Consider the following 25,251-nt stretch of genomic DNA (forward strand, 5'->3'; position numbering starts at 1 on the left):
GAATTGCGGCGCAGTCTAAGAATGAATTTCAGCCTTGGTTAACCGGCGCGATTTCGCCCGTCCGCTCAGTCGAGGACGACCGGCTCGACCTGGTTGTCGATCGCCCGCATGGTCGAGGCGACGGCGGGCACGCTGCCTGGGATGCGTGCGACGGGCACGTCGCTCGGCTGCTGCGGCTCGGGCGCGGAGGGAGGAGGCAGCGGCTGCTGCTGGACGGGAGCGGGCTGGGCCGGCCCCTCGCGCTTGTCCCAGCGGCGCGTGCCGATATCGTACTCGCCGCGCAGCCAGCCGGCGAACTGGCTCTCGCTGCCGAAGAAGGCGTTGCGATCGACATCGCCGCGGATGCCGGGGACGCGGCCGGTGGTGGTGAACTGCCAGAAGGCCCAGGGCCGGTTGCTGTAGCGGGTCTCCGGCAGCGCGGCCGTCGAGCGGATCCAGTAGGGGTAGTTATTGAACTGCCCCTCCAGCACCTCGCGATGGAAGGTGATGTCGGTATAGATCACCGGCTTCTTGCCGGTGAGCTGCTCCAGCTCGGTCAGCATGAGCGCGATCTTCTCGCGGGCGAGCTCGCGGTCGATCTTCTGCGGGCAGGTCCGCGAATGGCCGTTCCACTCGACGTCGAGCACCGGGGGCAGGGCGTCGGGATCGTTCGGGATCTGCTGCTTGAACCAGACCGCCTGCTCATGGGCCGGGCGGCACCAGAAGACGAAATGATAGGCGCCGCGCGGAACGCCGGCGCGGCGCGCGCCTTCCCAGTTGCGCCGGAAGGTCGGGTCGACATGGTCGCCGCCCTCGGTCGCCTTCATGTAGACGAAGCGGGTACCGGCCGCCTTCACGGCGTTCCAGTCGATCTCGCCCTGCCAACGCGAGATGTCGATGCCGTGGATCGGGTATTGATGCGCCGTCGCGACGCCGGGATGCGGCCGGGCATCGCCCTTCGACGGGTAGTTGTCGAGCGCCACGCAGCCGCCGAGCGCCGCGAAAGCGGCGACGGCCAGGAGGGGCAGGGCACGGAAACGGGGCATGCGGCGAGCGTTCATGTCGCGGAGAATTGCTGGGAATGTTTGATGGCTGGTTTACGTTACCAAAGTTCTGCCACCTGTCAGCCCGAACTTGGGCGGGACGAAGCCGCGTGCCGATGCCGGGAGGCGAATCGCAGCTGACACGAAATCTGAAGGCTTGAGCCGAAGTCGTTGACATTGCCCGGAAACACGAAAGGCGACCCGAGGGTCGCCTTTCGTTGGATTTTCATCCGAATTTGGTGCGGTCGAGAGGACTCGAACCTCCACGGGTCTCCCCGCTACCACCTCAAGGTAGTGCGTCTACCAATTCCGCCACGACCGCAGCTCGGTTCCGGTTGCGGGCGGTGCAACCAGGGAGCGGCGCCGATCTAGCAAATCGAATCCGCTGCCACAAGGGTGTCATCAAGGAAAAACGCAGAACCGCGATTTTTCCCCAGATCGGCGGGTTCAGGCGGCGTCGGCGACGGTCTGCAGGGTGTAGATCGTCGGGCGCTTGAGCATCTGGGTGATCTCGACGGAGATTCGGGCGCCGCTGACCACGACGATTCCCTTGGCGAAGGGGTGGTTGTTGGCGAGAATCTGGACCTCGTCGGTCTCGCTGGTGTTCAGCTCGATGATCGCGCCGCGGCCGAGGCGCAGCAGCTTGTAGATCGGCATTTCGGTCTGGCCGAGCACCACCGTGAGTTCCACCGGGACGAGATCGAGATCGGCCTTCAAGTCCTGCCTCCGGAACCCTACTTCAGAATTGGACCAGCGAAACTTGCCTGCCCGCCGGTTTTGGGCGCAAGAGGCATTCCGCGGGTCGGGCCGGTGTGTCGCCAGCCCGGAAACTTTGAGCGGAACATGGTTAAGCCATGGTGAAGATGCGTGAAGAACTGGCCGTCTCCTTCCTGCCGGAAGGGGAGTCCGAGCCGGTCGAATGGGTTGTGACGGAGGGGCTTGTCGGCTATGACGAGGCCGTCGCCGAGATGGAGGCCCGCGCCGGGCTGATCGCGGACGGGCTGGCGCGCGAGCGCGTCTGGCTGGTCGAGCATCCGCCGCTCTATACCGCCGGCACCTCCGCCCGCGACGAGGACCTGATCGCGCCGGAGCGATTCCCGGTGTTCCGGTCCGGTCGGGGCGGGCAGTTCACCTATCACGGCCCCGGCCAGCGCGTGGCCTATGTCATGCTCGACCTGAAGCGGCGCCAGCCGGACCTGCGCCGCTTCGTCGCCGCGCTGGAAGGCTGGCTGATCGGCGCGCTCGACGATTTCAATATCCGTGGCGAGCGGCGCGAGGATCGCGTCGGCGTCTGGGTGCGCCGGCCCACCAAGGGCGCCGACACCGAGGACAAGATCGCGGCGATCGGCATCCGCGTGCGGCGCTGGGTCTCGTTCCACGGCATTTCGCTGAATGTCGAGCCGGACCTGTCGCATTTCGACGGGATCGTGCCCTGCGGTGTCAGCCAGTATGGCGTCACCTCGCTGGTCGATCTCGGCTTGCCGGTGACGATGCCGGAGGTCGATTCGGTGCTGCGCGAGGCGTTCGAGCGCGTGTTTGGCCCGACCGTTCAGGCCTGATTTACCATCCGTTAGCCATGGCGCCGCCATCTTCGGCCGGGGTTGGGTTGAAGATGGGGACGACAATGCGAAGCTTTTTTCTGGCCGGCGGCCTCGCCGTGCTGCTCGCAGGCTGCAACACGACCGACCAGCGTATCGCCGGTGCGGCGGCCGGCGCGGGAGCCGGCGCACTCGTCGGCGGGCCGATCGGAGCCATTGCCGGTGGCGCGATCGGTGCGGTCGCCGCGCCGTCGGTGACCGGCTCGATCAACAAGATGAAGGAATAAGCCGATCCAGCGGCGCGGATTTGCACGGCCGCGTCCGTGCGTCCGCGCCGGTTGGCGTTTTCGACGCGGCGCGCCATAAACTCGGCAGAGATTGTCGTCGAGGAGCGCGCCCGTGCCTGTCATCGAGAGCAAGGTCGATCTGAATTCGGCCGAGACGCGCGCCAATGCCGAAGCCTGGGCCGGATTGCGCGGCGAACTCCAGCAACATCGCGCCACCGCCGCGCTCGGCGGCAACGCCAAGTCCCGCGAACGCCACACCGCGCGCGGCAAGCTTCTGCCCCGCGAGCGCGTGCTGCGGCTGACCGATCCGGGCTCGGCCTTCCTCGAAATCGGTTCGCTTGCCGCCTTCGGCATGTATGAGGGCGATGTCCATGCCGCCGGCATGATCGCCGGCATCGGCCGCGTCGCCGGGCGCGAATGCATGATCGTCTGCAACGATGCGACGATCAAAGGCGGTACCTACTATCCGATGACGGTGAAGAAGCATCTGCGGGCGCAGGAGATCGCGCGCGAGAATCGCTTGCCCTGCATCTATCTCGTCGATTCCGGCGGCGCCAACCTGCCGCATCAGACCGAGGTCTTCCCCGATCGCGAGCATTTCGGCCGCATCTTCTACAATCAGGCAACGCTCTCGGCCGAGGGCATCCCGCAGGTCGCGGTGGTAATGGGCTCCTGCACCGCCGGCGGCGCCTATGTGCCGGCGATGTCGGACGAGACGGTGATCGTCAGGAAGCAGGGCACGATCTTCCTCGGCGGCCCGCCGCTGGTGAAGGCCGCGACCGGCGAGGTCGTCTCGGCCGAGGATCTCGGCGGTGCCGATGTGCATGCCCGCCTCTCCGGCGTCGCCGACCACTACGCCGGCGACGATACCCATGCGCTGGCGATCGCCCGGCGGATCGCCGGCAATCTCAACAGCGTCAAGCGGCCGGATATCGACATCGCCGAGCCGGTCGAACCGCTCTACGACCCGGCCGAGCTCGAAGCCGTGGTGCCGACCGATCTCAAGAAGCAGTACGATATCCGCGAGGTGATCGCGCGGCTCGTCGACGGCTCGGAGTTCGACGAGTTCAAGAAGCTCTACGGCACGACGCTGGTGACGGGCTTCGCCCGCATTCACGGCATCCCGGTCGGCATCATCGCCAATAACGGCATCCTGTTCTCGGAAAGCGCGGTCAAGGGCGCGCATTTCATCGAGCTCTGCTGCCAGCGGCGCATTCCGCTGCTCTTCCTGCAGAACATCACCGGCTTCATGGTCGGGCGCGATGTCGAGACGCGCGGCATCGCCAAGGACGGCGCCAAGCTGGTCACGGCGGTGGCCTCGGCGCGGGTGCCGAAGATCACCGTGCTGGTCGGCGGCTCCTTCGGCGCCGGCAATTACGGCATGTGCGGCCGGGCCTATTCGCCCCGCTTCCTGTTCACCTGGCCGAATTCGCGGATCTCGGTGATGGGCGGCGAGCAGGCGGCAAGCGTGCTCGCGACCGTGCGCCGCGACAATATCGAGGCCGAGGGCAAGAGCTGGCCGGCGGCCGACGAGGAGGCCTTCAAGGCGCCCATCCGCAATCGCTACGAAGAAGAAGGCTCGCCCTACTTTGCCACGGCCCGGCTCTGGGACGACGGCATCATCCTGCCGTCCGAGACCCGCCGCGTACTGGCGCTGGCCTTCTCGGCGACGCTCAATTCCGAGGTGCCGGAGACGAAGTTCGGCGTGTTCCGGATGTGAGAGGCGAAGCGCCTCTCACCGCAACTCGATCTTCACGACCTCGTAGACCGCCCGCGCGCCGCGCTTGTCGCCGGGGGCGACGAGGCGCCAGCCACCGTCCAGCGGCTTGCCGTCCACCGCCGAGACGAGAATCAGCGGCAGGTTGCCGAAATCGGGATGGATCTCGCCGACCGAGAAGGCGATCTGGTAGCCGTCCTTCGCGCTGACGAGGAAGGTCTTCTTCAATTGCTCGACGGGCTTCAGGCCGTCGAACGCCTTGTTCGCCTGCAGGACATCCCAGAGCAGCACACCCTTGTAGCGCCGCGTCGCCGGTCCCTTCGAGGTCTCGAAGGTCACCTCACGCTCGGCGACAGGCAGGGCCGCGAGGGATTGCGACGAGAGCCGGATCGGTGCGGAGCCGATGCCGGCGAGCTCGACGGCCGGCTCCTGGGCGCGCAGAGCCGGCGCCATCGTCAGCAGGGCGAGCAGTATCAGGGTGCGGAGCACAGTGGGCGATCTCCGTTGCAGGTCGCCGGCATCAGGACATCATCCGCTCCCACCTGTCGACGGCTCATTTCAGGGCCGGAGCGGCATCGTGGCTCCGGCCGGCATGGCCTTGCGCGTGGCGGCCCAGAACAGCAGCGTGGTCAGGCTGATCGCAGCGCCGAGTGCGCAGACGCCTGTCCAGCCGGCATGGGCGTAGACGACGGTCGACAGAGATGAACCCGCTGCGCTGCCGATCGAATAGAAGACCATATAGGCCGCTGTCAGGCGGTTCTGGGCTTCCGGCCTGACCCGGTAGATCATCGCCTGGTTGGTGACATGGACCGCCTGGAGCCCGAAATCGATGATCAGCACGCCAGCGACGAGCGAGAGGATCGAATGATCCAGCTGGGCGATCAGCAGCCAGGACAGCAGCATCAATCCGAGCGCGATGCCGGTCGTGCGCTGGCCGTGGCCCCGGTCGGTCCAGCGCCCGGCACGGGTGGCCCCCAGCGCGCCGGCCACGCCCGCCAGCCCGAACAGGCCGATCTGCGTATGGGAGAAGGAGAAGGGCGGTGCGCTCAGCGGCAGAACGAGCGGCGTGAGCAGCGTCGTGATGTTCGCGAAGATCAGCATGGCGATGATGCCGCGGATAAGCAGCACCGGCTCCTCGACGATCAGCGTGACCAGCGAGGCGATCAGGCGGCCGTAGGAGAGGCCGGTGGCGCTGCGCTCCTGCCTTGGCAATGCCTTCCAGAGCAGGAGCGCGATCACCAGCGTGAGCACGGCCGAGACGAAGTACACGGTTCGCCAGCCGGAGAGATCGGTCAGGGCGCCGGCGACGGTTCGTGCCAGCAGGATGCCGATCACGATGCCGCTCGTGACGATGCCGACGACATGGCCCCGCTCGGAGGGCCGCGCGAGGCTCGCCGCGTAGGCGACGAGCGCTTGTGTCACGACTGCCAGAAGCCCGACCGCAGCCATCGCGCCGAGGAGCATCGCGGCCGATTGCGAGAAGCCGACGCTGGCGAGCGCCAGCACCGAAAGCACTGATTGCCCGACGATGAGCTCGCGGCGGTCGAGCAGGTCGCCCAACGGGACGAGCAGAAGCAGGCCGAGCCCGTAGCCGAGCTGGGTCGCGCCGACGATCAACCCCGCAACGGTGCGCGACAGGCCAAGATCATCGGCCATCACATCGAGCAGGGGATGGGCGAAATAAGCATTCGCCACCGCGAGCCCGCTGGCGACAGCGAAGAGCAGGATCGTCCGGCTGTTCAAGGTGGGCTGCGGGGCGGATGCCTCCCAGCTCTGGGCGCGTGCGCGTTCGTTCGCGGGCGCCGGAGGCGCCGCGTCCTGGACCAATTTCATTGCAGACTCCGGGTGGTTTGGTTTTATAATGAAACCGACATGAGCTGTAATGGTATTGGTTTTATGATGCAACCGAAAATGGCGATGCGAATGAGAAGCAGGCGGAGGCCGCTCTGATGGTCGCCCGTACGAGCCTCAAGGGCGATTACTGCCCGAGCGCGCGCTCCCTCGATGTGATCGGCGACTGGTGGTCGCTGTTGATCGTCCGCGATGCCTTCGACGGGATGACCCGCTTCGGCGAGTTCCAGAAGAGCCTCGGCATCGCCAAGAACATCCTGACGGACAGGCTCAAGGCTCTGGTTGAGAACGGCATTCTGGAGTCCGTGCCTGTCGGCGACGGCGCCGTGCGCATGCAGTATCGCCTGACGGCGGTGGGGAAGGACCTCTTCCCGGTGATGGTCGCGCTGCGGCAATTCGGCGAGCGCCATCTCTTCGCACCTGAGGAGGAGCGCTCGCGCCTGGTCGAGCGCGAGACCGGTCTGTCGGTCCGCCTCGATGTCCGCACCGAGGATGGGCGCGCGATCGGGCCGGATCAGGCCGTCATCCTGAAAGTGCCTGAGAAAGACTGAGCGAGCGAACTCAACCCAGCGAAAACGCCTCGTGCACGGCGCTTTGCACGCCGCCGCCCATGACCGGGCCGCCGCCGGCGACATGGACCGCGTCGCCGACCAGCGCGGCACCCAGCCCGTGGCGGGGCGTCAGCATCGGCGCATATTGCTCCCAGCCGTCGCTTTTGGGGTCATAGGCTTCCATCTGGCCGAAGACGCGGTTGGTGCCTTCGCCGCCCATGACGAAGACCTTGCCGCGATAGAGCACGGCGCCATGGCCGGAGCGGCCCGTCGGCATCGGCGTGCGCATCGTCCATTTATCCGCCGCCGGATCGTAGGAATGGTGCAGGTTCGAGTTGGTGTGGAAGGAGTCGACGCGCCCGCCGATGACATGGATCAGGTTGCCGATGGCGAGCGTGCCGGTGTGGTCGCGGGCGGTCGGCATCGGCGTGCGCTCGCTCCAGCGGTCAGCCTTGGGATCGTAGACCAGATGCCAGTCGATCGAGCGCTTGGTCTCGGTCGTCTCGCCGATCGCGCCGCCGATGACGTGCAGGACGCCGCCGAGGCCGACGACGGCGGTAGAGCCGGCGGCACGGGGCAGGGGCGCGATCTCGGCCCAGCGATCGGCCTTCGGATCATAGGTGAAGCAGCGCGGGTGCGGCTTGCGGTTCTGCTCGAGGAAGCCGCCGATGGCGAAAAGCTTGCCGTCGAGGAAGGCGACGCCGACATGGTTGGCGCCCTGAGGCAGGGGCGCGCCGTCGTTCCACTTGTCGGCCTTGCCGTCATAGACATGGTGATAGGCCCGGTCCGTGCGCTGCTCGCCATAGCCGCCGACGACATGCATCCTGTCCTCGAAGGCTGTCGCCCAGGCCATCTCCGAGCGCGGCAGCGGCAAGGGAGCCTTGGCGCTCCAGCGGCCGGGTGTGGCGGCCTTCGGGGCCGGCGAATCGAAGACGTTCTGCGTTGCGGCGAGCTCGGGCTTCCCGATCCGGCCCGGTTGGTTCAGGCGCTCGTATTGCGGGCCGTGGTGCTCGTGGCCCTGCTGCTGGGCCAATGCCGGGCTGGCCAACGCGGCGGCTCCGGCCGCAAGCAGATGGCGGCGGTTCAGGCTGGTCATCGCGTCGTCCTCCCGACTACAACGATACGTCACGGATGGCGGGCGGCAAGCGCATGGAATACCGGCCGCCTCATGGTTCCCCCGGGCGGTTTCGCCAGTTATGGTCAGGCGCCATCTCAAACGATTTAGGCCCAGGGAAATACGAGGAAACGCATGGCGGGACATAACAAGGTCGCGATCATCACCGGCGCCGGTTCGGGCGTGGGGCGCTCGGTCGCCATCGCCTTCCTGAAGGACGGCTATCGCACTGTGCTGGCCGGCCGCCGGGCGGACGCGCTGGAGGAGACGATCGCGCTCTCAGGCGTCGACAAAGGCCAGGCGCTGGCAGTCTCAACCGACGTCACCGACAAGGCCTCGGTCGAGAACCTGTTCGCCAGGACGAAGGAAGCGTTCGGGCGGGTCGATGTCCTCTTCAACAATGCCGGCGTCAACGCGCCGGGCGGCGTGCTGCTGGAGGATCTCTCGCTGGAGGATTGGCAGAAGGTCGTCGACACCAATCTGACCGGGCCGTTCCTCTGCACCCAGGCCGCCTTCAAGGCGATGAAGGACCAGCAGCCGCAGGGCGGGCGCATCATCAACAATGGCTCGATCTCGGCCCATGCGCCGCGGCCGAACTCCGTCGCCTACACCGCTACGAAGCATGCGATCTCGGGCCTGACCAAGACGGCGGCGCTCGACGGGCGCAAATACGACATCGCCGTCGGCCAGGTCGATATCGGCAATGCGCTGACCGAGATGGCGCGCAAGATGACCACCGGCGTGCCGCAGGCGGACGGCTCGATCAAGGTCGAGGCGGTGATGGATGTCGAGCATGTTGCGACGACCGTGCTGCACATGGCCGGCCTGCCGCCCGAGGCGAACGTGCTGTTCGTCACGGTGATGGCGACCAAGGCTCCGCTCGTCGGGCGGGGCTGATCGGACAGGCCCGTCATGCCCGGGCTTGACCCGGGCATCTCGTCCAGATGGATGATGAGATTCTCGGGCCTCCGCTTCGCTGTGCCCGAGAATGACAGGGAGCCGTATGGCGGCGATCGAGAATGCTCCTGATAGCGCGGTGGGCGTCACAACAGAGCCCGCCGTCGCCCGCGCCTACACGCTGACCATCTGGGGCATCGCGCTCGGCATCCTGGTCCAGGCGGTGGCGACCGTCGTCTGGGCGCTTGCCATCGGCAATGCCCAGCTCTTCAAGGATGGCATCGACTGGGTCTATGACGTCGCGCTCTACGGCATCGCCGCGGTCGTGTTCGGACGCGATGCGCGGATCGAGCGGCTGGCTGCCGTCGCGATCGGCGCCGTCATGGCGGTCGCTGGATTGCATACGCTCTACGATCTCTGGGACAAGATCGTCCGGCCGCGGCCGATCGAGGTCTGGACGCTCGGCTTCGCGGCGGCGAGCGCCATCGTCATCGCCTTCCTCGTCGTCGGTGCGCTCTGGCGCTTCCGGCGCGAGCAGAACCCGGTCATCAAGGCGACCTGGCTGTCGAGCCGCAACGACACGATCTCGACGACGGGTTTCGCGCTGGTCGGGCTCGCCGCCCGCGTCGCGCCGGTGCGCTGGCCGGAATATCTGTTCGACCTCGTCGTCGCCGGGATCTGCTTCCAGGCGACATGGGCGATCTGGCGCTCGCTGCGGCGGAGCGTGGATTCGGAAGCGTCCCAAACCGGTTTGCGCAACAAGGCGCAGACAGACGCCACGGGCGGGCTATAAAGGCGGCACGTCTCCTGAGGATGCCGCCGCCATGACGATCGCCGCCAAGCTGCCCTCCATCCTGATCGCCAATCGCGGCGAGATCGCTTGCCGGGTGATCCGCACTGCCAAGCGGTTGGGCTTGCGCACCATTGCCGTCTACTCCGACGCCGATGCCGAGGCGCTGTTCGTGCAGATGGCGGACGAGGCCTATCATATCGGCCCGGCCCCGGCCCGCGAGAGCTATCTCGACGCGAACAAGATCCTTGCCGTGGTGAAGGAGGCGGGCGCGGCCTGCATCCATCCGGGCTACGGCTTCCTTTCGGAGAATGCTGAATTCGCCGATGCTTGCGCGGCGGCCGGCATCGTCTTCGTCGGGCCGCCGGCCTCGGCCATCCGGGCGATGGGCCTGAAGGACGCCGCCAAGGCGCTGGTCGAGAAAGCCAGCGTGCCAGTCGTGCCGGGCTATCACGGCGCCGAGCAGGATGTCGCCTTCCTGGCGAAGGAGGCCGGGCGCATCGGCTACCCCGTGCTGATCAAGGCGGTCGCCGGCGGCGGCGGCAAGGGCATGAAGAAGGTCGATCGCGCGGAGGATTTCGCGGACGCCCTGACCAGCGCCCAACGCGAGGGCAAGAACGCCTTCGGCGATGCGCGCGTGCTGGTCGAGAAATACGTGCTCTCGCCGCGCCATGTCGAAATCCAGGTCTTCGGCGACAGCCATGGCAATGTCGTCCATCTCTACGAGCGCGACTGCTCGCTGCAGCGCCGTCATCAGAAGGTGATCGAGGAGGCGCCGGCGCCTGGCATGAGCGCCGAGGTCCGCGCCGCCATGGGCAAGGCAGCGACCGAGGCCGCCAGGGCCGTCGGCTATGTCGGGGCCGGTACGGTCGAATTCATCGCTGACGGGCGCGACGGGCTGAAGGCCGACGGTTTCTGGTTCATGGAGATGAACACGCGTCTTCAGGTCGAGCATCCCGTGACCGAGGCGATCACCGGGCTCGATCTCGTCGAGTTGCAGTTGAAGGTCGCGGCGGGCGAGCCGCTCGGCTTCACGCAGGCTGATGTCTCGGCCAAGGGCCATGCCGTCGAAGCACGGCTCTATGCCGAGGACCCCGAAAAGGGCTTCCTGCCTTCGACCGGCAAGCTCTGGGCCCTGCAATTTCCGGAAGGCGAGGGCATCCGTATCGATACCGGCGTCGAGGCCGGCGATACCGTGACGCCGTTCTACGATCCGATGATCGCCAAGGTGATCGCCCATGGTGCGACGCGCGGCGAGGCGCTCGACAGGCTCGGCGCGGCGCTGGGCGAGACGGTGGTCGCCGGCCCGCGCACCAATCTCGCCTTCCTGAAGAAGCTGACTGAGGCGGAGGGCTTCCGGAAGGGGCCGTTCGATACCGGCTTCATCGACCGCAATATCAGCGCGCTCGGCGCCGAGCCGCAGCCGCTCGATGCGGCGGCCGTCGCGGCGGCGGCCTTGCAGCTCGAGGAGGAGCGGCAGGCGGCGGGCATGATCGCGGCGGCGGGCCGGGCTGAGGGCGAATCCCGTTCGCCCTGGCTCGATCCCGACGCCTTCTCGCTGATGCCGCGCCAGCCGTTGGGGCTGCCGCTGAATGTCGATGGCGAGCGCATCGACGCCCGCATCGAATGGCATGGCGACGATGCGCGCGTCAGCCTGCCGGGCCACGAGATCGGCGAGGGCGAGCACGAGATCGCGCTCGCCGAAGGCGAGGGCGGCATCTGGTTCGCGCTGCATCGCGGCCGGCAGACGGCGGTCTCGCTGTTCGATCCGTTCAGCGTCGATCTCGATGCGGCGGCGGGCTCGGGCGGCGTGGTCAAGGCGCCGATGCACGGCAAGCTCGTCGCGCTCTTCGTCGCACCGGGCGAGGCCGTGACCAAGGGCCAGCGCCTCGCCATCGTCGAGGCGATGAAGATGGAGCATGTCCTGACCGCCCCGCGCGACGGCATCGTCAGCGAGGTCGCGGGCGAGCCCGGCGCCCAAGTGGCCGAGGGCGCGAAGGTGGTCGTGCTGGGGGAATAGGCGATTCGGCTGAATCGCTTGCGGGCGATTGCTGAGGAGTTGATTCCGCTTCGGATGTCCCTGTTCGTGTCATCCCGGACAAGCGGCGAAGCCACGCCGATCCGGGATCCATTCCGGAACGGTTCAGGCATGGATCCCGAATTTCCGCTTCGCTCCATCCGGGATGACGAGGATTGGGGTGAAGGGAGTGCTAGTCGACCAGCGCCGCAGCCGCCTTTGCCAGGACCGTCAAGTTGATCTCTGCCAGTGGGTCTTCGTCTTCGAGGAACCAGCTTGCCGACAGCCCGCACCAGGCGATGATCCAGCGCAGCAGACGCTCTCGCTTAAGTCCCGATTTCGCCAGCACGATCTCCAGCCGGCGCTCGAAGGCGCCGGGCGCGACGGCGACGGGAGGTTCGGGATCGGCGAGATCGGGGTCGCAGAACAGGATCGTGTACTCGAAGGCGCGGTCGCCGATCACCGATTTCGGATCGATGGCCAGCCAGCCCCGATCTCCGAAATCGAGGACGTTGTCGTGATGCAGGTCGGCATGGAGCGGCAGGATATCCTGCTGCGTGGCCAATAGCGCGCGTGCCTCCGCAGCGGCACGGGCGAGCAGGCCGCCATGCTTGACCGCCGCCGGAAACAGGTCCTTGAACCAGATATCGAGCGGGATCAGTCGGGCGGGAGCCGGGCCGCGCGGTTTCTGCAACTCCGTGATGGCATCGCAGAGGATGATGGTGGCTTCGTCGTCACCGGTAGCGCCGCTGCGCGCCATGGCGGCCAGCGAGCGCGTGCCGGTGGCGCGTTCGATCAGCATCGCCTCGCCGTTTTCGCTGCGAGCGAGAAGGCGGGCGGCACCGTCGCCGTTCCAGTATTCCAGCGGCAGGTAGCCGCGCCGCTCGTCCTCGACCTCGAGCAGCTTCAGCATGGCCGGTGCGCCGCCTTGCAGGACCGGCAGGAGGTGGCTGGCATGAGTCCTGATCGGCCTGCCGTCCGCGACGAGGCCCCAGCGGGCGAGCCAGGGTGCGAAGACCGTCCCGGAAATCCGGCTCATCCGCGGCCGATGACGGGGAATTGCTCGGCCTCGTAGATCTGGCCGGAAACCGGCGCGCTGTCCTCCGAGAGCCAGAAGGCGGTGTGAGCGGCGATCTCCTCCGGCTGCATGATCCGGCCGGTCGGGGCGTCGCGCAGCGGCAGATGGTTCTGCCAGCCCGGCTTGCGACCCTCGCGCTGCTGCGTCGCGTCCTCGTTGGCGGTCCAGGTCCAGCCGACATTGAGCTGGTTGGCGCGGATGCGCTCGGGGCCGAGCGTATTGGCGAGGTTGCGCGTCATCGTCATCAGCGCGCCCTTGGACATCGAATAGACGGTGAGGTTCGAGAGCCCGCAATAGGCGTTGATCGAGCCCACGGTGACGATGGCGCCGGGCGATTTCTGCGCCCGGAAGGCGCGGATCGCCGCCTCGGCGCAGAGCAGCGGGGCGCGGGTATTGATCGCGAACATATGGTCGAAGAAGGCGGCGGTGGTCTCCGTCAGGATGCCGCGCGGATAGATGCCGGCATTATTGACGAGCCCGTCGATGCGACCGAAGGCGGCGACAGTGGCATCGACGATGGCTTGCGCGGTCGCGGGATCGGCGAGATCGCCGGTCGCGCCTGATGTCGCAGCGCCGAGTTTCGCGACGGCTGCGTCGACTTCGGCAGCGTCGCGGCCATGGATCAGCACCTTCGCTCCCTCGGCCACGAGGCGCTCGGCCATCGCAAAGCCGATTCCGGTCGAGGAACCGGTGACGAGTATGACCTTGCCTGCAAGTCCGCGCATGATGGAACGTCCGTAGCCTGTCGGGGAAATGAGTATGACGGTGAAGCGTATCGTGGCGAACATGCTAACCGCCGAGCCGGGGCTGGCCAAACCTTTCTACGGCGACATTTTCGATATGCACCCCGTCATGGATCACGGCTGGATCCAGACCTGCGCGGCGGATGGAGATTCGGCCGGCCCGCAGCTCAGCTTTGCCAGCGAGGGCGGCTCGGGCGCCCCCGTTCCCGATCTCTCGATCGAGGTCGACGATCTCGACGCCGTGTTGCGCAAGGTCGAGGCCGCCGGACTTCCGATCGAATACGGCCCGGTCCACGAGCCCTGGGGCGTCAGGCGCTTCTTCCTGCGCGATCCATTCGGCCGGCTGGTCAACGTGCTGGCGCACCGCGGCTGACAGCCGGCCTGTGGAGAAGCGCGGCGGAGACTGGCTTGGCGGCTTGCACAGGCCTATTTTGCGGCCATGTCCCTTCACCTGCTCAAGCTCTGCGTCGGCGCCGAATCGATCAGCGATCTCGAGGACTGGATTGCCGAGCGCCAGGCGCAGCGGCGCGCCTGCGGCGAGCCGGCCGAGCAGTTGCACACAACGCGCATGGTGCCGAAGAAGATCGAGGAGATCCTCGATGGCGGTTCGCTCTACTGGGTGATCAAGGGCCAGATCTCGGCGCGTCAGCGCCTCACCGATATCCGCCCCTTCACTGATGGCGAAGGCATCGGCCGCTGCCATCTGGTGATGGAGCCGGTCGTGGTGCCGGTCGAGCCGCGGCCGTTCCGGCCCTTCCAGGGCTGGCGCTACCTGCAGGTCAAGGACGCCCCGCGCGACCTTTCCGAGCATGGCGGCGAGATCGGGGAGATGCCGGAGGAGCTGCGGCGCGAGCTGGCGGGGCTGGGGCTGCTCTAGGAGACGTCATGCTCGGGCTTGACCCGAGCATCTCGGAAACCAGTACCTTCTCGTCCTGAGATTCTCGGGTCTGCGCTACGCTTCGCCCGAGAATGACGCGGTTCACACCGGAATATTGTCGAGCAACCGCGTGCTGCCGATGCGCGCGGCGAGGATCAGGCGGATCGGGCCGTCCGCCAGCGAGGCGACCGGCGCCAGCGTCTCGGCATGGCGCGCTTCCAGATAGTCGAGTTCGAAACCGGCGGTGATAATTGCATTCTGCGCGTCTGCGACCGCCTTGAACAGGTCATCGCGATTGCGGATACGTGCGGCGAGATCCTGCATCACGCGTTGAAGCAGCGGTGCGAGCGCCCGATGCTCGTCCGAGAGGTAGCGGTTGCGCGAGGACATCGCGAGGCCGTCCGCCTCGCGGATCGTCGCCAGCGGGATGATCTTGATGCCGAGATCGAGATCGGCGGCCATGCGAGTTACGACCTTGAGCTGCTGGTAGTCCTTCTCGCCGAAGATCGCGTAATCGGCACGCGACTGCGTGAAGAGCTTGCAGCAGATCGTCGCGACGCCCTCGAAATGCGTGGGGCGGAAGCGGTCCTCCAGTCCGACGGCGGCCGGGCCAAGCAGCAGCACGCGGGTGGCGAAGCCGGCCGGGTACATCTCCTCGACCGAGGGGAAGAACACGGCGTCGGCGCCGGCTGCGACGAGCTTGGCGCAATCGTCGTCGAAGGTGCGCGGGTATTTCTTGAAATCCTCATGCGGCGCGAACTGCGTCGGGTTGACGAAGATCGTGACGATAACGCGCTTCGCATGGCGCTGGCCTTCGCTGACGAGAGCGATATGGCCCTCGTGCAGCGCGCCCATGGTGGGGACCAGCGCAACCTTCTCGCCGGCGGCATGCCAGCCGGCGACGGCTTCGCGCATCGCGGCGACCGTCTCGAAAACCGTAATCCCAGCCACTTGCGCGCCCTCCGTTCGCCGCACGGGTAGCAAATGCCGCCGCCATGGCCAATATCAGGGCGAAGGATGATTCAGGCGGAACGAAGGGGTCGATGAGCGAGAGGAAGGACCGGGCCGTCGGCAAGGCGGGGACGACCGCACCGGCAACGCACTCGCAGCCGGGCGAGATCGATCGTTTTCTCGGTGCGGCGAAGCAGCTCGCGCCCTTGGCGAGCGGGCAGGCGGGGCGGCTCGTCTTCGCGCTCGACGCCACGATGAGCCGCCAGCCGACCTGGGACCTCGCCTGTTCGCTGCAGGCCCGGATGTTCGATGTCACCTCGCAAAGCGGGGGGCTCGCCGTACAGCTCGTTTATTTCCGGGGAATCGGCGAGTGCCGCGCCTCGGGCTGGGTCGGCGAGCCGGCGCGTCTGACCGGTCTGATGCGCCGCATCGCCTGCGAGGGCGGCCAGACCCAGATCGCGCGTGTGCTGCGTCATGTGCGCGATGAGGCGAAATCCGTTCCAGTCAGGGCTTTCGTCTATGTCGGCGACGCGATGGAGGAGGATGTCGATGCTCTGGCGGCGCTCGCCGGCGAACTCGGCCTGCGCGGCATCCGCGGCTTCGTCTTCCAGGAGGGGCATGACCCGGCGGCGAGCGGCGCCTTCGCGACGATCGCGCGGCTGACCGGCGGAGCCCATGCCCGGTTCGACGTGAATGCGCCGGCTTCCCTGCTCGATCTCCTGCGCGGGGCGGCCGCCTATGCGGCCGGCGGGCGCGAGGCGATGCTGCGGCTGGCGGGTTCGACGCCCGCGGTGAAGGGGCTGATCGCCGCGATGGATGGAGGCCGCCGGTGAGCCTGCTTTACGGCGTTGCCGTCCTGATCATTGTCTGGTGGCTGGCGAAGCTCTTCGCCGGGGCCAATCCCAAGGTGCTGGCGCGATTGGCGAAGACAGGCGGCGGTGTGGCCGCGCTCGGCGTTGCCGGGCTGCTGATGGTGCGCGGCCGGATGGATATGGCGATCTTCCTCGGCGGCGTCGGCGCCTGGCTGCTCGGCTGGAGCGCGACCGGACCCGGTGGCATCCGCTTTCCCTGGGCCGATCGCGCCGGCCCGACGCCGGGGGCGACCTCGAAGGTCAAATCGGCCCTGCTGGAGATGGAACTCGACCACGATAGCGGGGGCATGACCGGCAGCGTCACCACCGGCCCCTATGCGGGGCGGGCGCTCGACAGCCTGGATATGGCTGAGCTTGCCGCGCTGATGCGCGACTGCCTCACGCGCGATCCGGACGGAGCCCGGCTGCTAGAGGCATATCTCGACCGCCGGACGCCCGGCTGGCGTGAAGACGCTCAGCGTGATGGCGACGCGGGGCAGCGCGGCGCGCCGGGCGCGGGCGCGATGACGCAGCAGGAGGCCTACGATATCCTGGGGCTTCAGCCGGGGGCGGGCGAGGAGGCGATCCGCGAAGCCCATCGGGCCCTGATGAAGCGCATCCACCCGGATGCCGGGGGCACCAGCGGCCTTGCCGCTCGCGTCAACCAGGCCAAGGACGTCCTTCTGAAGCAGCGCTAGCGAAGGGGTCGGGGAGTGGGTCTGCGACATGTCGTGAACTCCTTTCCCGGATCCTCGGTCAGCTGCGGGTGGCGAAGCAGGAGAAGCCGCCGCGCTTCAGCTGGTTGCAGGCGTTCTGCGCGTCCTTCGAGTCGTCGAAGCCGGCGAAGCGGGCGCGGAAGAGGGTGGAGCCGCCCTTCGCGACCTTCTCGGTGAAGCCCGAGGCGCTGGCGAGCGAGCCGGAGGCCTTGGCCTTGGCGCGGGCCAGGATTTCCTTGGCCTTGCCTTCGTCATCGGTGGCGCCGAGCTGGATCACCCATTTGCCGGAGGCGACGATCGCGGCCTGATGCGACATGGCGGGAGCGGGCTCCGGCGCCTGGACCTTGGCCGGGGCGGCCTCGACCTTGCGAGCGATGGGGGCGGCGGGAACGTCGATCTTGGCCTCGGCAACCTTCACCGGCTCGGCGACGGGCTCGGGCGCCCTGGCGATCGAGGAGGTGACGTCGACATTCGCCGGCGGGCGCAGGACCTTGGCATCTGCCGGCTGGGCGCCGATCGACCAGCGCATGGCAGACGGCGTGGTGGTCGCGGCGACCGGGCGCATGCCGGAGACCTGCAGCGGCTGGCTGCCGGCGACAGAGATCGGGCGCGGCGGCGCGATCGGCGTGGTGGTCGGCATCGGGGCATAGGCGCGGGCGGCGGCCGGGAGAGCGGGCTGCTCCTCAACCTGCGGCTGCTGGCGCGGACGCGGCACCGGGATCGGCGCGGGCTCGGCGACTGCCGCCTGCTGGATCGAGCGCGGACGCTCTTCCGGCTCCGGAGCCTCGGCGACCATCACCGAGGAGCGGCCGCTGGTCGAGGCGCGCGGCAGGCTCGCCAGCACGAGATCGGTCATGATCTTGTCGCGCGACGCGCCGGAACGGCCGCCGAGCACGATCGAGACGACATGGCGGCCTTCCGACTTGGCCGAGGTCATCAGGTTGAAGCCGGAGGCGCGGGTGTAGCCGGTCTTGATGCCGTCCACGCCCTCGACCTTGCCGAGCAGGCGGTTATGCCCGCGGATCGTGCGGCTGCCGTACTGGAAGGCGCGCATCGAGAACAGCGGGTAGTATTTCGGGAAGCGTTCCTGGATGGCGCGGGCGAGAATGGTGAGGTCGCGCGCCGTCGTCAGGTTCGGCGGGGAATGCGGCAGGCCGTGCGGATTGTAGAAGCGGGTCGAGCCCATCCCGAGAGAGCGCGCCTTGCGCGTCATCTGTTCGGCGAAGGCCTCCTCGGAACCGGCGATGTTCTCGGCGACGACGACCGAGGAATCATTGGCCGAGAGCGTGATCATGCTCTTGATCACGTCTTCGACCGCGATGGTCGAGCCGGCGCGCAGGCCGAGCTTGGTCGGCGGTTGCGAGGCCGCGTAGGACGAGACCTTGAGCTCGGAATCCATAGTGAAGCGGCCGCGCTCCATCTGCTCGAACAGCATGTAGAGCGTCATGACCTTGGTCAGCGAGGCCGGGATGCGCGCAGCATCCTCGTTGACCGCATGCAAGGTGCGGCCAGTCTTCGCATCGACCACCATTGCGGCATAGGGAGGGGTGTAGCCGCCACCGCCGGCATGACGGCGCTTGCGCGCCTCGGCGGGGGAGGAAGCGATCGTGGCCGCTACGGCAACGACACCGATCAGACCGGCGACAGCCCGCAGACGCGGCCGCCGCAACCCAACGCAACCAGACAACATGAACCCGCCTCGAACACACAACCATGGGCCGATCCCGCGCCTGGCTCATCGTGGCGCAGGGGACACAGTTGGAGAGGTTAGGCGGTTGCGGTTACGGAGCCGTTAAAACTTGAACGGTTGCCAGTGGAACGATCTGCGTTTGGTGCATTGCAGCGTTCTCTTGACATTCATGTTGCAATGCACAATATGCAGGCAGTCCCCGGTGGTGATCACGGTCACACGACCTTGGGGCGACGTATCGGGCCGATCCGGCCCATCACCTAAGGCGGCACCGCAGAGTGCCAGGAGACGACCCATGATCCAGCAGTTCGAGACCATCCAGAAGGCTTCCAAGGACAACGTCGACGCCGCTCTGAAGGCCTTCGGCACCACCTCGAAGAGTGTCCAGGCGATCGCCGTCGAGACCACCGACTATGCCAAGAAGTCCTTCGAGGCCGGCACCGCCACGCTCGAGAAGCTCGCTGGCGTGAAGACCTTCGACAAGGCCCTGGAGATCCAGGCCGACTTCATCAAGACCTCGTTCGAGGGCGCCGTTGCCCAGCTCACCAAGATGGGCGAGCTCTACACCGCTCTCGCCAAGGACGCTTACAAGCCGTTCGAAGGCATCGTTGCCAAGGCTGTCCCGACCGCCCCGAAGGCGTGATTGCGGCCGGCGGCCGACAGGCCGCCGAAGCCCTGTGAGTTCAGTTGCGTTTGCGAACCCCGGCCGTGAGGCCGGGGTTTTTCGTTGGTGGGCCCCGCGAGCCTGCGGCATCGGGCGGCATTGAGCCCGGCTCCCGATTAGGGCTTGAAGCTCTAGTGACTTCAGCTTGTAGACGAGAGGTCCCGCCGCCGCCGTGAGCCGGAGACCGTGTTTTGTCCGAGACAGAGATTGCCGCTTACCTGGTCACGCTCGGCTATGTCGGAGCCTTCTTGTTTCTGTCGCTGAAGCAGGCGCGGGACAGCGGCGAGCCTGTCTGGATCTTCACGCGCGGTGGCCGATCGCAGCGTTTGCCCGCGCTCCTGTTCAAGCTCGGCTTTGCCGGTAGCGTGCTCTGGCCGCCGGTTCGTGGTTGGCTTGGCGGAGAGACGCTGTTTGGCGTGCCGTCCGGCGTTCCCGGCCTGACGCTCATGGTCGCCGGAGCGGGATTGGCGCTCTGGGCCCAGCTTCATATGGGGCGGTCGTGGCGTATCGGCTCTGCCGAGGGCGAGAGCGGGGCGATCGTCGATAGCGGTCCTTTCGCTGTCTCGCGGAACCCCGCCTTCGTCGGCCAGGCGCTCCTCTTCATCGGCCTGTTCCTTGTTCGGCCGGGCCTGGTCGAACTGGCCCTCGCATTCGCCGTCCTGTTCGCCATCGCCTTGCAGGTCCGGATCGAGGAGGGCGTGCTGCGCCGCGATCTCGGCGCGCCCTATCTCGCCTACCAGCGCCGGGTGAACCGCTGGGTCGGCAGGCCATGCTGAAACTCGTACGCTATGGAGCCTGGGCGCTCGTCTTGATCGTCGGCTTCGTCTCGACCTCGATCCTGATGGGCTGGTGGATGTCGGATCGATCACGGACTGAACAGCAGGCCGCGATCGGCGGCCCATTCTCTCTGGTCGACCATACCGGCAAGGCGGTGACCGATGCCGATTTCCGTGGCAGCCCGCTCGCCGTGTTCTTCGGCTTCACGCATTGTCCGGAGGTCTGCCCGACCACGCTGCTGCGGCTGGGCGGCCTGACCCGGCAGCTGGGCACGGATGCGGCACGGCTGAAGATCCTGCTGATCACGGTCGATCCGGAGCGCGATACGCCGGCGCAGCTCGCGCTCTATCTGCAATCCTTCGATCCGGGCGTGACCGGTCTCACCGGCTCGCAGGAGCAGGTCGATGCGGTGCTCGGAGCGTTCAAGGCCTATGCGAAGAAGGTTCCCGCCGATGGTGGCTACACCATGGACCATACCGCCAATGTCTATCTGATGACCGGCGAGGGCGCGTTCCGCACGATGATCGACTATCACGAAGCCGATTCATCGGCGCTGGCCAAGCTGCGGATGGTGCTGCGCTAAGGGGCGGTGGCGCAGGATAACGCGGGTCGCCGCTATTCCGCGCGGACGGGAAGCCGCCTCGCCTGAAACCCGGTCTTGGATTGCTCGAAGCCGGCAGCCTCGTAGAACGCAAGCGTGGATGACTTCTTCGAGCCCGTCATCAGCATCGCCTTGTAGCAACCGGCTTCCCAGGCACGGTCGATCGCGGCCTTCAGGATCGCCTTTCCGAGCCCTCGGTTGCGATGGCGAGTGTCCGTGACGACGTTCTCGATCAGCGCATAGGGCGTCCCGCCGCGTGTCAGGTTCGGGATGACGATCACGGTACAGCTCGCGACGAGGTCGTTGCCGAGGAAGCCGAGCAGGACGGCGCTGCCCTCGAAGCTCCGCAGCTTTTCCAGAATGTCCGCTGCCTTGCCGTCAGGACAGCGCTCATCCTCCGGGATGAGGTGGCGATAGAGATCCTGAAGCGCGGGCAGGTCGGCCTGCTCGGCTGCGCGAATGACGAGATCGGTCATGACGAAAGGGATCGCCGATTGCTTTCGCAGGAGCAGCGGCTTCTAGGATTCGAAGACATGGCCTGCCCGTTCGAGCAGGCGCCTCGATTTTTCCCAATCGGCATCGGCGACGAGGATATGCTCGCCATCGAAGGTGCAGACTACGAAAACGCCGATAGCCTGGCTGGACAGAGGCTCGATCAGCGCCTGCACGATTCCGGTCGCATTGAAGGGGATCGGGCCGAGGCTGCGGAAGCAGCGCCAGTTCCTCTCGACTTCGACGGTCTCAGGTATGCGCTCCTGCAGGCAGACGAGCGTCAGTTCGTCCTCCGCGCGCATCAGCGCGGAAAAGCCGGGGCCGTCGAACCAGTTCGGAATGGGAGAAGTCGGGCCGAGCCGTGCGACGCCATAGACGCCGGCAACGCTACGCAGTCTCAAAGCAACCGACATGCGCCATCCTTCTATGAAGAAGGGCGGCGCTTGGCGCCGCCCCGTCGATCCGGCTGATGCCCGGAGCTCAGGCCGGTAGGACGACGACCTTCGTCTTGACCGGCGTCTGATCGTAGAGATCGATCATGTCCTGGCTGAGCAGGCCGACGCAGCCGCTGGTGATGCCGGAGCCGATCGATTCCGCGTCGCTCGACGCATAGATCGTGTAGAGCGTGTATCTGCCGTTCTGGTAGAGATGCAGCGTGCGGGCGCCGAGCGGATTCTCCAGCCCTCCGGGCATGCCGCGGGCATATTTCGCCGCTTCGGGCTGGCGCTTGATCATTTCCGGCGGAGGCGTCCAGGTCGCCCATTCCGACTTGCGCCCGACATAGGCATCGCCGTTCCAGCGGAAGCCGTCACGGCCGACATTGGCGCCGTAGCGGGTCGCATTGCCGCCTTCCTCGATGCGGTAGACGTAGTAGTTGGCGGGATCGACGATAATCGTGCCCGGCGCTTCCTTGGTCTCGTAGCGGACGGTGCGGCGCCAGTATTTTGGATCAACCTTGGCGATCTCGGCGGCGGGAATCGCGAATTTCTTGTCGGGCACCGGCCCGTAGACCAGTTGTGCCTCGGCGAGGCTCATGCCGTCGGTTGCCGCGCAGCCGCCAAGCCCGAGCGCGCCAAGGCCGGCCGCCGAGCCGACCAGGAACGAGCGGCGATCGACAAGCCCCGACCGGCGCCCGAGCGAAGCCATCTCGCCGGCACCGGCATTCCTACCGTCAATGATCATGATCCAGGATTTCCCATGTCCTGCTGCCCGGCGAGGCCTCGCTCCGGCATGCACGCGTTGAACTCGATAGCGGGGCGGAGATTGCCGCCAGAGGGCCGGGCTGGCAAGCGCCAGCCTTCGTCGTGGGACCTGCTCCGCGCCAAAGGCGTGATGGCGCAGGCGAAAAAAGAGCGACGGTTGCCCGTCGCTCTTGCGATCACCACCAGCCCGGAGGCGGCGGAGGCGGGTAATAGCGCGGCGGCGGCGGACCCCAGCCCGGGCCGGGGCCGTAACCATAGCCGCGCGGCGGACCATAGCCCCGCGGCGGGCCGTAGCCACCACCGCGGCCATAGCGCTGCTGGCGCATGGTCTCTTCCATGATCATGTGCCGACGCTCGGCCGCGGCCGACCAGGAATACTCGGCCGGCGCCTTGTCGAGGCGCTCGGCCAGGGCCTTCGGCAGGGCCTCGGAGGCCATGGCCGGTGCGGCGAGCGCGCTCCCGATTGCAATCGTGGCAAAAATCAACAGCTTGCGCATGGCAAACTCCTTTCGATGGCGATCAAACCACGCGGCACCTCAACGAAACCTGAACCGGTCTGTTGGCTGCCGTTCATCTGGCGAGATCACACGGGCAGAACGGTCACCGGCGTGCCGGGCGCGACGCGCGCGTACAGATGGGCGATGTCCTGATTGATCATCCGGATGCAGCCCGACGAGACATTGGTGCCGACCGTGTAGGGCTCGAATGTGCCGTGAATGCGATAGCCGAGATCGCGACCTTCGCCGAAGAGGTAGAGCGTGCGGGCGCCGAGCGGGCTTTTCGAGCCGCCGCGCACGCCGAGCCCGCGTGGCGTCTGCTCAAGCTGGGCCTTGATCGCGGGGTCACGCGCGATCATCTCCGGGGGCGGGACCCAGTCGGCCCAGTCGCGCTTCATGTTGATCTGGGCCGGGCCGGACCAGCCGAAGCCCTCGCGACCGACGCCGACGCCGTAGCGCGTCGCGACGCGCGGGGACTCGACGAAATAGAGATGGTAGCCGGCGGGGTCGACCACGATCGAGCCGGGCTTCTCGTCGCGCGGGAACGCGACCGTCTGCCGGAGGTAACGGGAATCGATGCGCTGATAGTCGATCGCCATGATCGGGAAGCGCTCGCCGGGGTATTCGGTATAGACCTCGGCATAGTTGGGCCGGGCGAGCGTGCGGGTCGTCAGACCCTTCGGGGCCGAGCCGATCTCGGGCAGGGCGACGATGCTTCGCGAGCCGCATCCGGCCAGGCCCGCTGCCGCGATGGACAGGGCGGGAAAGGTAAACGAGCGGCGGGTCAGCATCGGGTATCTCTCGGGAAGGTCTGAGGAGATACATCGGCTTGGATGGTTACTGTCGGGTGAACTCGCGTTTCGGGCGTTCTTAATGAACTGGAAATGCAGGTTGCGCCGGGCGCCAATGCTATGTCGCCGCGCGGTTCAACCGGCTGCTCGGGCCGTGCTCCATTCACCGAGGGCAGCGTCGTCCTCCAGCACGGCATCGTTCAGCGTCCAGCGCGGAATCGTCCGCATTCCGTCGAGCCCGGCGAAAAGCTCGGCAAAGCCGCCATTCGGAGCGATCTCGCGTAGCGCCGCGTCGAGCTCCCGCCCGAACCCTTGAAACCCTTCGGCGTCCACCTCGCTCAGATGGATCTGGTTCCATGTCGTGCCCAGCGACGGATCTTCGAACAGAACAGCGGCCGTCTCCATTGTCCTGAATGTCCCGAGCTTTCCCATCGTGACGAGTTTCGAGGCGGCGGGGCCGATATAGCGCCGCATGATCTCGCGATAGTCGCGGAGATGGGCGGGAGCGACGTCGAGATACTCGATCGACGGCTTGCGATGCGGCCGGTGAGACGATCCGGCCCAACCACGCGGAAAGATGAAGGAAGCGGGAGTCGTAAGAAGGAGTTCCGCGCGGAGCAGATGCAGGCCGGATGGCTGCGGGACATGGACGAGCTCTGCGACGACCTCGCCTGGAACGATATCCCGAAAGTAGATGAACTCGGCATGGCTCCAGACGGGGGCGTCGGACTGGCTTTTGAAGATCGCGTGATGGCGGTAGAGCGCGCGGCCAAGGCAGGTCTCGCCAAAGTGCCTCCACTCATGCGCCGCCTGCTCCAGCGTCTCTCCGGCTGCTGCCGACCGGGCGTCCAGGGTGCGCGCCAGCACCACGAGGCGTTCATCCGGCTCGATGGCAATGATCTCAGGTTGATTGGAGGTGCCCGTCGACGGCTGTGGCATCGCTTTATGCTTCCCTGATCGTCGCCGATGTCGCGGCTCGCGATGCCCCGGCTGCTGGCGGATGATCCCGTCGATGCCTGAATATCCGCAAGGGGCCGGAAGCAGAGGTGACCCTCCGTCATTTGAATGAGGGGGCTCGCGTCATCTTGGGTTATCAATGCGTGAACATGGCGGCTCGGATAAGCGCGAAAACGCGCGACGCCATGACAGGGGAAGGGGCCATGGAAGCATTCAATGTCGCCTTCGCGCGCGACCGCCAGTCCGACATGGTGATCGTGCCGGTCGAGGCATCGTTCTCCGATCTGTGCCGGAGCGCTCAGCAGAAGATCATCGACCATATCGGGCAATCGGCTGAGAATGCCGGATTGAAGGGTGTGATCGTCACCGTCTGGGACAAGGGTGGCAAGCTCGGTTTCCGGGCGCCGCTCGCCCTGCATGCCTATCTGCGCTCGCTGACGATGGGCGATGTTCGCGCCGGCCTGAGCGCGCGCCTGGACTACTAGCTCAGCCGGCGCATGGCCGTTTCCTCATTTGAACCGATTGAAAACAGCGCCGGATCGGCGCATCTCTAGGAGCGCGCGCCGCCGTCGCGGTGCCC

At 66.8% G+C, this 25,251-nt stretch carries 29 protein-coding genes, 1 tRNA gene and 1 pseudogene; 15 read left to right on the plus strand and 16 right to left on the minus strand.

Features of this window, described 5'->3' with window-relative positions:
- Positions 1-266: 266 nt before the first annotated feature.
- The 3 genes and pseudogenes from AC07NY_RS19375 to AC07NY_RS19385 form a co-directional block, all read right to left on the minus strand.
- Positions 267-1,040 (minus strand): annotated as a pseudogene (locus AC07NY_RS19375) (glycoside hydrolase family 25 protein); the annotation flags it as partial.
- 219 nt (positions 1,041-1,259) lie between these two features.
- A tRNA-Leu gene (locus tag AC07NY_RS19380) sits at positions 1,260-1,344 on the minus strand.
- Between the two features lie 125 nt (positions 1,345-1,469).
- Positions 1,470-1,739, minus strand: a complete 270-nt coding sequence (locus AC07NY_RS19385; RefSeq protein ID WP_257735169.1) for a FliM/FliN family flagellar motor switch protein — start codon at positions 1,737-1,739, stop codon at positions 1,470-1,472.
- A 137-nt stretch (positions 1,740-1,876) separates the two neighbouring features.
- Here AC07NY_RS19385 and lipB point away from each other — a divergent pair, with 137 nt between their 5' ends.
- The 3 genes from lipB (at position 1,877) to AC07NY_RS19400 (ending at position 4,567) form a co-directional block, all read left to right on the plus strand.
- The gene (gene lipB, locus AC07NY_RS19390) at positions 1,877-2,581 is read left to right on the plus strand and encodes a lipoyl(octanoyl) transferase LipB (protein WP_494585169.1); all 705 of its coding nucleotides are present in this window, start codon (positions 1,877-1,879) and stop codon (positions 2,579-2,581) included.
- Between the two features lie 65 nt (positions 2,582-2,646).
- Complete coding sequence (locus tag AC07NY_RS19395; protein ID WP_492286577.1) at positions 2,647-2,847, plus strand: hypothetical protein; 201 nt, start codon at positions 2,647-2,649, stop codon at positions 2,845-2,847.
- Between the two features lie 112 nt (positions 2,848-2,959).
- Positions 2,960-4,567 (plus strand): carboxyl transferase domain-containing protein, encoded by a 1,608-nt coding sequence (locus AC07NY_RS19400; protein WP_494585170.1) that lies wholly within the window; start codon positions 2,960-2,962, stop codon positions 4,565-4,567.
- Between the two features lie 15 nt (positions 4,568-4,582).
- Here the strand turns inward: AC07NY_RS19400 and AC07NY_RS19405 are convergent, their stop codons facing one another.
- The gene (locus tag AC07NY_RS19405) at positions 4,583-5,053 is read right to left on the minus strand and encodes a hypothetical protein (RefSeq protein WP_494585171.1); all 471 of its coding nucleotides are present in this window, start codon (positions 5,051-5,053) and stop codon (positions 4,583-4,585) included.
- Between the two features lie 69 nt (positions 5,054-5,122).
- Positions 5,123-6,397 (minus strand): MFS transporter, encoded by a 1,275-nt coding sequence (locus AC07NY_RS19410; RefSeq protein WP_494585172.1) that lies wholly within the window; start codon positions 6,395-6,397, stop codon positions 5,123-5,125.
- 116 nt (positions 6,398-6,513) lie between these two features.
- Here AC07NY_RS19410 and AC07NY_RS19415 point away from each other — a divergent pair, with 116 nt between their 5' ends.
- Entirely contained in the window at positions 6,514-6,966 is a 453-nt protein-coding gene (locus tag AC07NY_RS19415) for a winged helix-turn-helix transcriptional regulator (protein WP_494585173.1), read from the plus strand.
- 10 nt (positions 6,967-6,976) lie between these two features.
- Here AC07NY_RS19415 and AC07NY_RS19420 read toward each other — a convergent pair whose 3' ends face one another.
- The gene (locus AC07NY_RS19420; protein ID WP_494585174.1) at positions 6,977-8,062 is read right to left on the minus strand and encodes a Kelch repeat-containing protein; all 1,086 of its coding nucleotides are present in this window, start codon (positions 8,060-8,062) and stop codon (positions 6,977-6,979) included.
- A 153-nt stretch (positions 8,063-8,215) separates the two neighbouring features.
- Here AC07NY_RS19420 and AC07NY_RS19425 point away from each other — a divergent pair, with 153 nt between their 5' ends.
- From AC07NY_RS19425 to AC07NY_RS19435, 3 genes are all read left to right on the plus strand, one after another.
- Positions 8,216-8,977 (plus strand): SDR family oxidoreductase, encoded by a 762-nt coding sequence (locus tag AC07NY_RS19425; RefSeq protein WP_494585175.1) that lies wholly within the window; start codon positions 8,216-8,218, stop codon positions 8,975-8,977.
- Positions 8,978-9,116: 139 nt separating this feature from the next.
- Positions 9,117-9,770: a cation efflux transmembrane domain-containing protein gene (locus AC07NY_RS19430; RefSeq protein WP_494585176.1), complete on the plus strand. Its 654-nt coding sequence runs from the start codon at positions 9,117-9,119 to the stop codon at positions 9,768-9,770.
- 31 nt (positions 9,771-9,801) lie between these two features.
- Complete coding sequence (locus tag AC07NY_RS19435; protein ID WP_494585177.1) at positions 9,802-11,787, plus strand: acetyl/propionyl/methylcrotonyl-CoA carboxylase subunit alpha; 1,986 nt, start codon at positions 9,802-9,804, stop codon at positions 11,785-11,787.
- A 190-nt stretch (positions 11,788-11,977) separates the two neighbouring features.
- Here AC07NY_RS19435 and AC07NY_RS19440 read toward each other — a convergent pair whose 3' ends face one another.
- Together AC07NY_RS19440 and AC07NY_RS19445 are read right to left on the minus strand one after the other, a co-directional pair.
- A complete protein-coding gene (locus AC07NY_RS19440; protein WP_494585178.1) occupies positions 11,978-12,823 on the minus strand; it encodes an aminoglycoside phosphotransferase family protein in 846 nt (281 codons plus the stop codon).
- The gene (locus AC07NY_RS19445) at positions 12,820-13,587 is read right to left on the minus strand and encodes an SDR family oxidoreductase (RefSeq protein ID WP_494585179.1); all 768 of its coding nucleotides are present in this window, start codon (positions 13,585-13,587) and stop codon (positions 12,820-12,822) included. Before AC07NY_RS19445 ends, AC07NY_RS19440 begins: the two co-directional genes overlap by 4 nt.
- Positions 13,588-13,621: 34 nt before the next feature.
- Here AC07NY_RS19445 and AC07NY_RS19450 point away from each other — a divergent pair, with 34 nt between their 5' ends.
- Both AC07NY_RS19450 and AC07NY_RS19455 read left to right on the plus strand, forming a co-directional pair.
- Positions 13,622-13,978, plus strand: coding sequence for a VOC family protein (locus AC07NY_RS19450; RefSeq protein WP_494585180.1), 357 nt, complete (start codon positions 13,622-13,624; stop codon positions 13,976-13,978).
- Positions 13,979-14,044: 66 nt separating this feature from the next.
- Positions 14,045-14,482, plus strand: a complete 438-nt coding sequence (locus AC07NY_RS19455; RefSeq protein ID WP_494585181.1) for a DUF1489 family protein — start codon at positions 14,045-14,047, stop codon at positions 14,480-14,482.
- A gap of 102 nt (positions 14,483-14,584) precedes the next feature.
- Here AC07NY_RS19455 and panC read toward each other — a convergent pair whose 3' ends face one another.
- Positions 14,585-15,433 carry a pantoate--beta-alanine ligase gene (gene panC, locus AC07NY_RS19460; RefSeq protein ID WP_494585182.1) on the minus strand — a complete coding sequence of 283 codons (849 nt, stop codon included), beginning with the start codon at positions 15,431-15,433 and terminating at the stop codon, positions 14,585-14,587.
- 92 nt (positions 15,434-15,525) lie between these two features.
- Here panC and AC07NY_RS19465 point away from each other — a divergent pair, with 92 nt between their 5' ends.
- Together AC07NY_RS19465 and AC07NY_RS19470 are read left to right on the plus strand one after the other, a co-directional pair.
- Positions 15,526-16,266 carry a VWA domain-containing protein gene (locus tag AC07NY_RS19465; RefSeq protein WP_492286562.1) on the plus strand — a complete coding sequence of 247 codons (741 nt, stop codon included), beginning with the start codon at positions 15,526-15,528 and terminating at the stop codon, positions 16,264-16,266.
- Positions 16,263-16,982 (plus strand): DnaJ domain-containing protein, encoded by a 720-nt coding sequence (locus tag AC07NY_RS19470; protein ID WP_494585183.1) that lies wholly within the window; start codon positions 16,263-16,265, stop codon positions 16,980-16,982. The genes AC07NY_RS19465 and AC07NY_RS19470 overlap by 4 nt, the downstream gene beginning before the upstream one ends.
- Before the next feature lie 58 nt (positions 16,983-17,040).
- Here AC07NY_RS19470 and AC07NY_RS19475 read toward each other — a convergent pair whose 3' ends face one another.
- Complete coding sequence (locus AC07NY_RS19475) at positions 17,041-18,690, minus strand: SPOR domain-containing protein (protein ID WP_492286560.1); 1,650 nt, start codon at positions 18,688-18,690, stop codon at positions 17,041-17,043.
- Between the two features lie 295 nt (positions 18,691-18,985).
- On the opposite strand from AC07NY_RS19475, the gene AC07NY_RS19480 reads away from it, so the two are divergent.
- From AC07NY_RS19480 to AC07NY_RS19490, 3 genes are all read left to right on the plus strand, one after another.
- A complete protein-coding gene (locus AC07NY_RS19480; protein ID WP_492286559.1) occupies positions 18,986-19,333 on the plus strand; it encodes a phasin family protein in 348 nt (115 codons plus the stop codon).
- A 212-nt stretch (positions 19,334-19,545) separates the two neighbouring features.
- Positions 19,546-20,130, plus strand: coding sequence for a methyltransferase family protein (locus tag AC07NY_RS19485; protein WP_494585184.1), 585 nt, complete (start codon positions 19,546-19,548; stop codon positions 20,128-20,130).
- The gene (locus AC07NY_RS19490) at positions 20,124-20,714 is read left to right on the plus strand and encodes an SCO family protein (RefSeq protein WP_494585185.1); all 591 of its coding nucleotides are present in this window, start codon (positions 20,124-20,126) and stop codon (positions 20,712-20,714) included. Before AC07NY_RS19485 ends, AC07NY_RS19490 begins: the two co-directional genes overlap by 7 nt.
- Positions 20,715-20,746: 32 nt before the next feature.
- On the opposite strand, the gene AC07NY_RS19495 is transcribed toward AC07NY_RS19490, so the two are convergent.
- The 6 genes from AC07NY_RS19495 to AC07NY_RS19520 form a co-directional block, all read right to left on the minus strand.
- Positions 20,747-21,208, minus strand: coding sequence for a GNAT family N-acetyltransferase (locus tag AC07NY_RS19495; protein WP_492286556.1), 462 nt, complete (start codon positions 21,206-21,208; stop codon positions 20,747-20,749).
- Between the two features lie 42 nt (positions 21,209-21,250).
- Positions 21,251-21,637, minus strand: coding sequence for an ACT domain-containing protein (locus AC07NY_RS19500; RefSeq protein WP_494585186.1), 387 nt, complete (start codon positions 21,635-21,637; stop codon positions 21,251-21,253).
- 67 nt (positions 21,638-21,704) lie between these two features.
- Positions 21,705-22,406, minus strand: coding sequence for a L,D-transpeptidase (locus AC07NY_RS19505; RefSeq protein ID WP_492286554.1), 702 nt, complete (start codon positions 22,404-22,406; stop codon positions 21,705-21,707).
- Between the two features lie 196 nt (positions 22,407-22,602).
- Positions 22,603-22,923 (minus strand): hypothetical protein, encoded by a 321-nt coding sequence (locus AC07NY_RS19510; protein WP_492286553.1) that lies wholly within the window; start codon positions 22,921-22,923, stop codon positions 22,603-22,605.
- Between the two features lie 86 nt (positions 22,924-23,009).
- Entirely contained in the window at positions 23,010-23,714 is a 705-nt protein-coding gene (locus tag AC07NY_RS19515) for a L,D-transpeptidase (RefSeq protein WP_492286552.1), read from the minus strand.
- Positions 23,715-23,849: 135 nt separating this feature from the next.
- Positions 23,850-24,653, minus strand: coding sequence for a hypothetical protein (locus AC07NY_RS19520; protein WP_494585187.1), 804 nt, complete (start codon positions 24,651-24,653; stop codon positions 23,850-23,852).
- Between the two features lie 221 nt (positions 24,654-24,874).
- On the opposite strand from AC07NY_RS19520, the gene AC07NY_RS19525 reads away from it, so the two are divergent.
- Positions 24,875-25,156: a hypothetical protein gene (locus tag AC07NY_RS19525; protein WP_494585188.1), complete on the plus strand. Its 282-nt coding sequence runs from the start codon at positions 24,875-24,877 to the stop codon at positions 25,154-25,156.
- Positions 25,157-25,251 lie beyond the last annotated feature (95 nt).

Source organism: Allobosea sp. GW821-FHT09G06, from assembly GCF_059416005.1.

What these genes read in the sequence shown, in the direction of transcription:
- AC07NY_RS19455 (WP_494585181.1), top strand. Translation starts at nt 14,045, where the DNA reads ATGTCCCTTCACCTGCTCAAGCTCTGCGTCGGCGCCGAATCGATCAGC.
- AC07NY_RS19520 (WP_494585187.1), bottom strand. Translation starts at nt 24,653, where the DNA reads ATGCCACAGCCGTCGACGGGCACCTCCAATCAACCTGAGATCATTGCC.
- AC07NY_RS19495 (WP_492286556.1), bottom strand. Translation starts at nt 21,208, where the DNA reads ATGACCGATCTCGTCATTCGCGCAGCCGAGCAGGCCGACCTGCCCGCG.
- AC07NY_RS19465 (WP_492286562.1), top strand. Translation starts at nt 15,526, where the DNA reads ATGAGCGAGAGGAAGGACCGGGCCGTCGGCAAGGCGGGGACGACCGCA.
- AC07NY_RS19490 (WP_494585185.1), top strand. Translation starts at nt 20,124, where the DNA reads ATGCTGAAACTCGTACGCTATGGAGCCTGGGCGCTCGTCTTGATCGTC.
- AC07NY_RS19500 (WP_494585186.1), bottom strand. Translation starts at nt 21,637, where the DNA reads ATGTCGGTTGCTTTGAGACTGCGTAGCGTTGCCGGCGTCTATGGCGTC.
- AC07NY_RS19510 (WP_492286553.1), bottom strand. Translation starts at nt 22,923, where the DNA reads ATGCGCAAGCTGTTGATTTTTGCCACGATTGCAATCGGGAGCGCGCTC.
- AC07NY_RS19480 (WP_492286559.1), top strand. Translation starts at nt 18,986, where the DNA reads ATGATCCAGCAGTTCGAGACCATCCAGAAGGCTTCCAAGGACAACGTC.
- AC07NY_RS19505 (WP_492286554.1), bottom strand. Translation starts at nt 22,406, where the DNA reads ATGATCATTGACGGTAGGAATGCCGGTGCCGGCGAGATGGCTTCGCTC.
- AC07NY_RS19475 (WP_492286560.1), bottom strand. Translation starts at nt 18,690, where the DNA reads ATGTTGTCTGGTTGCGTTGGGTTGCGGCGGCCGCGTCTGCGGGCTGTC.
- AC07NY_RS19420 (WP_494585174.1), bottom strand. Translation starts at nt 8,062, where the DNA reads ATGACCAGCCTGAACCGCCGCCATCTGCTTGCGGCCGGAGCCGCCGCG.
- AC07NY_RS19515 (WP_492286552.1), bottom strand. Translation starts at nt 23,714, where the DNA reads ATGCTGACCCGCCGCTCGTTTACCTTTCCCGCCCTGTCCATCGCGGCA.
- AC07NY_RS19425 (WP_494585175.1), top strand. Translation starts at nt 8,216, where the DNA reads ATGGCGGGACATAACAAGGTCGCGATCATCACCGGCGCCGGTTCGGGC.
- lipB (WP_494585169.1), top strand. Translation starts at nt 1,877, where the DNA reads ATGGTGAAGATGCGTGAAGAACTGGCCGTCTCCTTCCTGCCGGAAGGG.
- AC07NY_RS19445 (WP_494585179.1), bottom strand. Translation starts at nt 13,587, where the DNA reads ATGCGCGGACTTGCAGGCAAGGTCATACTCGTCACCGGTTCCTCGACC.
- AC07NY_RS19410 (WP_494585172.1), bottom strand. Translation starts at nt 6,397, where the DNA reads ATGAAATTGGTCCAGGACGCGGCGCCTCCGGCGCCCGCGAACGAACGC.
- AC07NY_RS19450 (WP_494585180.1), top strand. Translation starts at nt 13,622, where the DNA reads ATGACGGTGAAGCGTATCGTGGCGAACATGCTAACCGCCGAGCCGGGG.
- AC07NY_RS19440 (WP_494585178.1), bottom strand. Translation starts at nt 12,823, where the DNA reads ATGAGCCGGATTTCCGGGACGGTCTTCGCACCCTGGCTCGCCCGCTGG.
- AC07NY_RS19415 (WP_494585173.1), top strand. Translation starts at nt 6,514, where the DNA reads ATGGTCGCCCGTACGAGCCTCAAGGGCGATTACTGCCCGAGCGCGCGC.
- AC07NY_RS19395 (WP_492286577.1), top strand. Translation starts at nt 2,647, where the DNA reads ATGCGAAGCTTTTTTCTGGCCGGCGGCCTCGCCGTGCTGCTCGCAGGC.
- AC07NY_RS19435 (WP_494585177.1), top strand. Translation starts at nt 9,802, where the DNA reads ATGACGATCGCCGCCAAGCTGCCCTCCATCCTGATCGCCAATCGCGGC.
- AC07NY_RS19525 (WP_494585188.1), top strand. Translation starts at nt 24,875, where the DNA reads ATGGAAGCATTCAATGTCGCCTTCGCGCGCGACCGCCAGTCCGACATG.